Genomic DNA, 8494 nt, shown 5'->3' on the forward strand with positions numbered 1-8494 from the left:
GATCCTCTCCTGCGCCGCCGCCGTAGCGACGGCCATCGACGGGGACCTCGAGAACTTCGACGCGATGTTCCCCGGCGTCCCCCGCCCGGCCGCGGCGGCCGCCGCGCCGGCGAAGCAGTCCGTCCTCCCCGCCGACGAGCCGGAGGTCGCCCGGGGCGCCTGCCCCGACTGCGGCAGCCAGATCGAGCGGCAGGAGGGGTGCCTGAAGTGCCGCTCCTGCGGCTGGTCCGAGTGCTGACACCCGCGACACCCTTTGGGGGGACATACGTGAAAAGAGGGACATACTTGCCCTGCTGGGGCAAGTATGTCCCCCCAAAGTATGTCCCCCTTTTCACGTGTGTCCCCCCCCAGCGGGGAATGTGTGTCCCCCCCCAGCTCGACTCATGAATCCTTCGATTCCCTCAACGCATACCCGTGGTTATTTCCTCACCTTCGAGGGAATCGAAGGATCGGGCAAATCCACCCAGCTCCGCCGCCTTGCGGCGCGCCTGGCGGCAAGGGGGATCCCGCACGTCGTCACGCGCGAGCCCGGAGGAACTCCGCTGGCCGACCAGATCCGCTCGCTCCTGCTCTCCCCCCGCGACGAAGCCGTCTTCCCCGAGACCGAGCTGCTCCTGTACGAGGCGGCGAGGGCGCAGCACGTACGGAGCGCTGTCCTGCCGGCGCTGGAAGCCGGGAAGGCGGTTTTGTGCGACCGGTTCCACGACGCGACGACGGCATACCAGGCGCACGCGCGGGGGCTGGACGCCGGGACGGTGGAGCTGCTGAACCGCTTTGCTTCGGGCGGGCTTCTCCCCGACCTGACGCTGCTGTTCGATCTCCCGCCGGAGACGGGGTTTGCGCGCATCGCCGGAAGGAGCAGGGGGGCGGACCGGATGGAGCGGGAATCGCTCGCCTTCCACCGCCGCGTTCGGGAAGGGTACCTCCGCCTCCTCGACGCCCATCCCGGGCGGATCGTCCGGATCGACGCCTCCCTCCCGGAAGAGGAGGTGTTCCTGCAGCTCCTTTCGACGGTGAAGGAACGGTTCGGATGGTAGAGCGCCTCTCGGGCGTTCTCGGGCAGGAACGGGCCGTCGGCCTCCTGAAAAGGTACATCTCCGCCGGGGCGGTCCCCCAGGGGCTGCTGTTCACAGGCGAGGAAGGGATCGGCAAGGAGAAGGCCGCGCGGGCGTTCGCGGCCGCCCTGCTCTGCCGGGAGCCGGGGGAGGACGGCGCATGCGGGGTATGCCCCGACTGCCGGCTGCTCGCTTCCTCGTCCCACCCCAACTTCCTGTTCATCGCGCCGGAGACGCAGTTCCTGCGGATCGACGAGATCCGCGCGCTCCAGGAGGAGCTGTCCCTCAAGGCGTTCTCCGACCGGCCCCGCGCGGCGATCCTCTGCCCCGCGGACCGGATGACGCCCCAGGCTTCCAACGCGCTCCTCAAGACGCTCGAGGAGCCGCCGCCGGAGACGCACCTCCTCCTGGTCGCCCACCGGATCGCCGCGATGATGCCGACGATCGTATCCCGCTGCCAGAAGGTCCCGTTCTTTCCCCTTCCCGCCGGAACGGCGGCGGAGATCCTCTCCGGCCACCCGGACGCGGCCGGCGCCTCCCCCGCCCTGCTCCGGCTGGCGTGCGCCGTGTCGGGCGGCAGCCCCGGCCGCGCCCTGGCGCTCCTGCCGGGATTGTCGGAAGAACGGGAGCGGTGGCTGTCGCTGTTCGCGAAGCCATCTCCCCGGGAGGCGCTCGAGCTGGCGGAGTCCTACAAGGGGGACGGCGACGAGCCGGGGCGGCTGGCCGCTCCGCTGGCGCTGGCGCGGGACCTGGCCCTCTTATCTTCCGGAGGGGGAACGGATATAATGAACGAGGATCTGCGGGAGCAGCTCTCCGCGGCGGCGGCTTTGCCTCCCCCCGGGGGATGGGACGCGGCGTTCCGGACGCTCCTCGCGATCTCCCGGATGCCTCCCCAGCCCCAGAAGAGGCTGATGCTGGAGGCGTTTTTCTTCGGATTGCGTAGAAAAGGATGATCTCCGCCTATGGATATCGCAGGAATACGCCTTCGGGGCGTCTGCAAGGTTTTCCACTTCGACTGCACGGATGTACCTCTCGCGAAGGGCGACTACGCGGTGGTGCAGACCGAGCGCGGGGTATCGCTCGGGCGCGTCGTCCAGCGGGTTGACGGCTTCGCCCGGAAGAATCCCAAGACCCCCTTAAACAAGGTGATCCGGATCGCGTCTGCGGAGGACCTGGCGGCCCACCAGGAAAACGCCCGCCGGGAGACGGACGCCGCGGCGTTCTGCGCGAAGCGGATCGCGGAGCGGGGCCTCCCCATGAAGCTTGTGCGGGCCGAGTACCTCCTCGACCGGAGCAAGGTCATCTTCTACTTCACGGCCGACGGACGGATCGACTTCCGGGAGCTGGTGAAGGACATGGCCCACGAGCTGAGGACACGGATCGAGATGCGGCAGATCGGCGTGCGGGACGAGTCGCGCGTCGTCGGCGGCGTGGGCCCCTGCGGCAAGGAGCTGTGCTGCGCCACCTTCCTCGCCGACTTCGAGCCGATCACGGTGAAGATGGCCAAGGACCAGAAGCTGTCGCTGAACCCGGCGAAGCTCTCCGGGGTCTGCGGCCGGCTGATGTGCTGCCTGATCTACGAGCACACGTCGTACGCCCGGCAGCGGTGCGAGACCTGCGCGGCCCACGGGCCGGAGGTATCCGAGCCCGCGGCGGCGGAGATGGACGAAGGGGAAGAGCTGGCCGCGCTGCTGACCGAGGACGAGGAGGGAACCCCGTGAGGGACACGTACTACATCACCACGCCGATCTACTACGTGAACGACGTCCCCCACATCGGGCACGCCTACACGACGGTGGCGTGCGACGCCATGGCGCGATGGAACCGGATGAAGGGGAAGCGTGTGTATTTCCTCACCGGGACGGACGAGCACGGGGAGAAGGTGCAGAAGACCGCCGCGCAGAAGGGCGTGACGCCCCGGCAGCTCGCAGACCAGGTGGTGGCCAACTTCCAGGGGCTCACTCCCGCGCTGGAGATCAGCAACACCGGGTTCATCCGGACCACCGAGCGGCGCCACTACGCCGCCGTCCAGGAGCTGTTCCGCAAGTCGCTCGCCAACGGCGACATCTACCTCGGCGAGTACGAGGGATGGTACTGCGTCCCCGACGAGGCGTACTGGACCGACCTGCAGGCCGGGGACGGCAAATGCCCGACGTGCGGCCGCCCCGTGGAGCGGCGCAAGGAGCCCTCGTACTTCTTCCGGCTGTCGAAGTACCAGGACCGCCTGCTCAGGTTCTACGAAGAGAACCCCCGCTTCATCCGGCCCGAGAGCCGGCGCAACGAGGTGATCGCGTTCGTCGCGGGCGGCCTGAACGACCTCTCCGTTTCCCGGACGTCGCTCACCTGGGGGATCCCCGTGCCCGACGCGCCGGGGCACGTCATCTACGTCTGGTACGACGCCCTGACGAACTACCTGACCGGGCTGGGGTACCCGGAGACGACGGACGGCGTCCGGACGTTCTGGCCCGCGGACCTCCACATGGTGGGCAAGGACATCCTCCGGTTCCACGCCGTCTACTGGCCCGCGTTCCTGATGTCCGCAGGGATCGAGCCGCCGAAGGGGGTCTTCGCCCACGGCTGGTGGACCGTCGAGGGGCAGAAGATGAGCAAGTCGCTGGGCAACGTCGTCGATCCGTACGACATGGTGAAGCGGTACGGCGCGGACGCGTTCCGCTACTTCCTGCTGCGCGAGGTGTCCTTCGGGCTCGACGGCGACTTCTCCGAGAAGGAGCTGATCAAGCGCGCCAACACGGAGCTGGCCGACAAGCTTGGGAACCTGCTGAACCGCACGCTCGGGATGCTCGGGAAATATTTCCAGGGGACCGTGCCCGAGGCCGGCGTCCAAGAGCCGGAGGACGCCGCGCTGGCGGCGTGCGGGCGGGAGGCGCTGGCGGCCGTGGACCAGGCGATGGAGGACGTCGCCTTCCACAAGGCGCTCGCGGCGGTCATCGACCTGGTCACCCGGGCCAACGAGTACGTGCAGGCGATGCAGCCCTGGGCGCTGGCGAAGGATCCGGAAAAGCGCGGGCGGCTGGGGACGGCGCTCTACAACGCCCTCGAGGCGGCCCGCGTGGCGGCGCTGCTGATGGCCCCCTTCACCCCCGCGGCGTCGCAGAAGATGTGGGACGCGCTCGTCCCGGGCGGCGGGGCGGTTGCGGACGCCAAGGCCCTCGAGGCCGGGCGCTGGGGAGGGCTTGCCCCGGGGGCGTCGCTGCCGAAGGCGTGCATCGTCTTCCCGAAGATCGAAACGGCCTGATGTTCTTCGACACGCACGCGCACCTCGACCTCCCGCCGCTTTCGGAGAACGAGGAGAAGGTCGTGGCCCGCGCCCGGGAGGCCGGCGTCACGCGGATGGTGACCGTCGGCATCGACCCGGAAAGCAGCGCGAAGGCGCTGGAGATCGCCCACCGCAACGGCGGCGTGTACGCCTCCGTCGGGCTGCACCCGCACGACGCCTCCTCCCTCTCCGACAAGGTCCTTTCGCAGCTCGACGCGCTGTCGCGCTGCGACAAGGTCGTGGCGATCGGGGAGACGGGGCTCGATTTCTTCCGGGACCGCTCGCCCCGCGACGCGCAGCGCGCCGCCTTCCGGGAGCAGATCCGGCTGGCGCGCCGGCGCAACCTACCCGTGATCGTCCACGACCGGGACGCCCACGGGGAGATCCTCTCGATCCTGTCGGAGGAGAACGCCGCCGAGGTGGGCGGCATCATCCACTGCTTCTCCGGGGACTTCGAGATGGCGAAGCGCGCGGTGGCGATGAACTTCCACATTTCGATTCCGGGCGCCATCACCTACCCGAAATCGGAAGCGCAGGCGGAGGCGGTGCGGCGGCTCCCCGCGGAGCGGCTACTGATCGAGACCGACTGCCCGTACCTCGCCCCGGTTCCGCACCGGGGGAAGACGAACGAGCCGGCGTTCGTCCCGCTGATGGCGGCGAAGATCGCGGAGCTCAAAGGGCTCTCCGTCGAGGACGTGGCGCGGATCACCACCCTCAACGCCGTGCGGCTGTTCCGCATCCCGGCAAGCGAGGAGGTGCGGGTGGTCTACAAGATCCGCGACTCGCTCTACCTGAACCTGACGAACCGGTGCACGAACGCCTGCGTCTTCTGCGCGAAGCGGCGCGACTTCCACGTGAAGGGGCACCTGCTGCGCCTTCCCGGAGAGCCCTCCGTCGCCGACGTCCTCGCGCTGGTCGGCGACCCGAAGCGGCACGACGAGGTCGTCTTCTGCGGCTTCGGCGAGCCGCTCCTGCGGCTCGAGGACGTCAAGGAGATCGCACGGGCGCTGAAGGAGCGCGGGGGGAGGGTGCGGGTGAACACGGACGGTCTGGCCAGCCTGGTCCACGGGCGGAACGTCCTCCCGGAGCTGTCCGGGCTGGTGGACGCGCTCTCGGTGTCGCTCAACGCCCCCGACGCCGAGGCCTACGCGCGGATCTGCCCCAACCGGTTCGGGCCCTCGTCGTTCTCCGCCCTGCTCGAATTCCTGCGGGAGGCGCCGAAGCACGTGCCGTCGGTCGCCGCCACTGCGGTGGCCCTCCCCGGGCTCGACACGGAGGCCGTCCGGCGGCTGGCGGAGTCGATCCCGGGAGTCGTGTTCCGGCTGCGGTCCTACAACGAGGTCGGGTAAGCATGGCCGCGGCATCGAAGGTCTTCGAACTGCGCGGGCACATCATCGATTCCCTCACCTTCCCCAAGGTCCTGGACGAGATCCTCGACCACGGCGCCGAGTACGAGACCGAGGAGATCTCCATCGGGAAGACGCGCCGGGACACGAGCTACGCCCGGATCCGCGTGACGGCCCCGTCGGAGGAGATCCTCGACCGGGTGCTCTCCCGCGTACGACAACTCGGGGCGGAGGCGCTGGAGGAGCGGGACGCGGAGCTCGCCCCCGCGCCGATGGACGGCGTCTTTCCAGAGGGATTCTACGCCACCACGAACCTGCCGACCCGGGTGCGGCACGAGGGGCTGTGGCGCGAGGTCGAGCACCTTTGCATGGACAGCGCCATCCGGGTGACGGGCGGCGGGGAGCCGCCCCGCTGCGTGAAGATGTACGACGTGCGCGCCGGCGACTTGATCGTCACGGGATACGAGGGAGTCCGCGTGGAGCCGCAGCGCAAGGACCCGCTGCGGCGCGGCCTCTTCGAGTTCATGTCCAGCACCGTCTCCCCCGAAAAGTCGAAGGAGCGGATCGTCCGCGAGATCGCCCGGGAGATCCGGGAGGCGAAGCGGTCGGGGAAAGGGAAGATCCTCTGGGTGCTGGGCCCCGCCGTCGTGCACACCGGCGCGCGGGAAAGCTTCTGCCGCATCATCGATGCGGGGTACGTCGACGCGGTCTTCTCGGGCAACGGGCTGGCGGCCCACGACATCGAGGCGTCGCTGTACGGCACCTCGCTCGGCGTCTCCCTCTCCGCCGGGAAGGTCGTCCCCCGCGGCCATGAACACCACCTCCGGGCGATCAACGCCGTCCGTGCGCTGGGGGGGATCGGCCGCGCCGTCGAGACGGGGCTGGTCAAAGACGGGATCATGTACCGGCTGACGCGGAACGGCATCCCCTTTGTGCTGTCGGGATCGGTCCGGGACGACGGCCCGCTGCCGGAGGTCGTCACCGACACGGTGGAGGCGCAGAAGCGGATGCGGGCGATCGCCCGGGAAGTCTCCGTGGCCGTGATGGTGGCCACCATGCTTCATTCGATCGCGGCGGGCAACATGCTGCCCGCGACGGTCCGGACCTTCTGCGTGGACATCAGCACGGAGATGGTGACCAAGCTCGCCGACCGCGGGACGCACCAGTCGTTGGGGCTGGTCACCGACGCCGAGCCGTTCCTCCGGGAGCTGGCGGCTGCCCTCGCGGAATGACGCGCCGCGTCCTGATGTGCCCGCCGGCGTACTTCGGGGTGGAGTACGAGATCAATCCCTGGATGTCGCGCAGCCGGCAGGTCGACAACCGCAGGGCGGCGCGGCAGTGGGAGGAGCTGCACGACCTGCTGCGCGGCCGGCTCGGTCTCTCGATCTCCCTGCTCCCGCCGCGGAAAGGGCTGCCCGACCTCGTTTTCACGGCAAACGCCGGGCTCGTCCACGGCGACGTCTTCCTCGCGAGCAACTTCCGGCACCCGGAGCGGCAGGGGGAGGAGCCCGTCTTCCGGCGCTGGTTCGAAAAAGAAGGTTTCCGGACCCGTACCCTTCCCGCCGACATGCACTTCGAGGGCGAAGGGGACTTCCTGAAGGTCGGCGACCGGATGTTCGCGGGCTACCGGATCCGCTCGGACATCCGCTCCCACGAGTGGATCTCGAAGGCGCTGGAGCTGCCGGTCCTGTCGCTGGAGCTGACGGACGAGCGCTTCTACCACCTGGACACCTGCTTCTGCCCGGTGGGAAGCGACGCCGCCGCGTACTTCCCCGCCGCCTTCGATTCGTACGGGCGGAAGGTGATCGAATCGGGAATCACCGACCGGATCGAGGTCCCCCCCGAGGAGGCGCTGCGGTTCGCTTGCAACGCGGTGATCGCAGGGCGGAAGGCGGTGCTTCCCGCGGGGTCCGGTACGCTGAAGGGACGGCTGGAAGGAATGGGATACGAAGTGTGGGAGACGGATCTGTCGGAGTTCCTGAAGGCGGGCGGAGCAGCAAAGTGCCTCGTGTTGTATCTCGACTGACGGTTCCGCAAGGGGCTTATTCCTCGCACAAGCCCCTTGTGGAGTCAGTCGAGAATCACCGGCAAGACCTCCGCGGACCGGCCGCGGATCGCCGCATCGCATAAACCGCTGACCGGCGTCTCTTCAGGGTTCACCTCGATCACGCGGGCGCCGCGCCGTTTCGCGATCGCGGCGTAGCCGGAAGCCGGGGCCACCACCGCCGACGTCCCGGCGACGATCAGCAGATCGCAACGGGCCAGCATCTCCATCGCGGCCTCGGAAGCCGCGGCGGGGAGCATCTCCCCGAACCAGACAACCCCCGGGCGGAGAAGTCCGCCGCACGATCCGCAGCGGGGAGGAAGTGTCCCGAAGTCGCCGCGCTCCTCCCTCTCCATGCCGCAGTCGGTGCACCGGACGACCCAGATGTTGCCGTGGATCTCGACCATCCGCCGCGAGCCCGCGGTGCGATGCAGCCCGTCGACGTTCTGGGTGACGAGGAGGAAATCGGGCTTACGCGCCTCGATCGCGGCGATCGCCAGGTGCCCGGCGTTGGGCGCGCATTCCCGGATCTTCCGCCGGCGCCACTGGTACCACTCCCACACTTCCCGCGGGTCCTCCGCGAACGCCTCGGGCGTTGCCAGCGATATCGGGTCACGCCGCTTCCACAGCCCGCCCGCCCCGCGGAAGGTGGGCACGCCGCTATCGGCGGAGACCCCGGCGCCGGTGAGGACGCACAACGACCGGCAGCTTTTTACCCATTCCCTTGCGGGATTCATACCACGGCCTTCATACGGAACCGGTCGCAAAATGC

9 protein-coding genes are annotated in these 8494 nt (G+C 69.1%); 8 read left to right on the top strand and 1 reads right to left on the bottom strand.

Annotation, left to right across the window (positions count from 1 at the left end; all coding sequences use genetic code 11):
• The 8 genes from AB1346_10835 to AB1346_10870 form a co-directional block, all read left to right on the top strand.
• The coding region (locus AB1346_10835; protein MEW6720933.1) for a hypothetical protein at positions 1-238 on the top strand (238 nt) is incomplete at its 5' end.
• A gap of 145 nt (positions 239-383) precedes the next feature.
• Positions 384-1037, top strand: coding sequence for a dTMP kinase (gene tmk, locus AB1346_10840; protein ID MEW6720934.1), 654 nt, complete (start codon positions 384-386; stop codon positions 1035-1037).
• Positions 1031-2008: a DNA polymerase III subunit delta' gene (holB, locus tag AB1346_10845; GenBank protein MEW6720935.1), complete on the top strand. Its 978-nt coding sequence runs from the start codon at positions 1031-1033 to the stop codon at positions 2006-2008. Before tmk ends, holB begins: the two co-directional genes overlap by 7 nt.
• 9 nt (positions 2009-2017) lie before the next feature.
• On the top strand, positions 2018-2776 hold the full coding sequence (gene ricT / locus AB1346_10850; GenBank protein MEW6720936.1) for a regulatory iron-sulfur-containing complex subunit RicT: 759 nt from the start codon (positions 2018-2020) through the stop codon (positions 2774-2776).
• A complete protein-coding gene (metG, locus tag AB1346_10855; GenBank protein MEW6720937.1) occupies positions 2773-4311 on the top strand; it encodes a methionine--tRNA ligase in 1539 nt (512 codons plus the stop codon). Before ricT ends, metG begins: the two co-directional genes overlap by 4 nt.
• Positions 4311-5681 carry a TatD family hydrolase gene (locus AB1346_10860; GenBank protein MEW6720938.1) on the top strand — a complete coding sequence of 457 codons (1371 nt, stop codon included), beginning with the start codon at positions 4311-4313 and terminating at the stop codon, positions 5679-5681. Before metG ends, AB1346_10860 begins: the two co-directional genes overlap by 1 nt.
• A 2-nt stretch (positions 5682-5683) precedes the next feature.
• On the top strand, positions 5684-6910 hold the full coding sequence (locus tag AB1346_10865) for a TIGR00300 family protein (GenBank protein ID MEW6720939.1): 1227 nt from the start codon (positions 5684-5686) through the stop codon (positions 6908-6910).
• Complete coding sequence (locus AB1346_10870; GenBank protein ID MEW6720940.1) at positions 6907-7704, top strand: arginine deiminase-related protein; 798 nt, start codon at positions 6907-6909, stop codon at positions 7702-7704. Before AB1346_10865 ends, AB1346_10870 begins: the two co-directional genes overlap by 4 nt.
• A gap of 44 nt (positions 7705-7748) precedes the next feature.
• On the opposite strand, the gene AB1346_10875 is transcribed toward AB1346_10870, so the two are convergent.
• A complete protein-coding gene (locus AB1346_10875) occupies positions 7749-8459 on the bottom strand; it encodes an NAD-dependent deacylase (GenBank protein ID MEW6720941.1) in 711 nt (236 codons plus the stop codon).
• Positions 8460-8494: the final 35 nt, after the last annotated feature.

This window comes from Thermodesulfobacteriota bacterium (genome assembly GCA_040758155.1).
Lineage (GTDB): Bacteria > Desulfobacterota > Deferrimicrobia > Deferrimicrobiales > Deferrimicrobiaceae > UBA2219.

Excerpts from the sequence above, each read along its gene's own strand:
- tmk (MEW6720934.1), top strand. The coding sequence starts at position 384 with ATGAATCCTTCGATTCCCTCAACGCATACCCGTGGTTATTTCCTCACC.
- holB (MEW6720935.1), top strand. The coding sequence starts at position 1,031 with ATGGTAGAGCGCCTCTCGGGCGTTCTCGGGCAGGAACGGGCCGTCGGC.
- ricT (MEW6720936.1), top strand. The coding sequence starts at position 2,018 with ATGGATATCGCAGGAATACGCCTTCGGGGCGTCTGCAAGGTTTTCCAC.
- AB1346_10860 (MEW6720938.1), top strand. The coding sequence starts at position 4,311 with ATGTTCTTCGACACGCACGCGCACCTCGACCTCCCGCCGCTTTCGGAG.
- AB1346_10865 (MEW6720939.1), top strand. The coding sequence starts at position 5,684 with ATGGCCGCGGCATCGAAGGTCTTCGAACTGCGCGGGCACATCATCGAT.
- AB1346_10870 (MEW6720940.1), top strand. The coding sequence starts at position 6,907 with ATGACGCGCCGCGTCCTGATGTGCCCGCCGGCGTACTTCGGGGTGGAG.
- AB1346_10875 (MEW6720941.1), bottom strand. The coding sequence starts at position 8,459 with ATGAATCCCGCAAGGGAATGGGTAAAAAGCTGCCGGTCGTTGTGCGTC.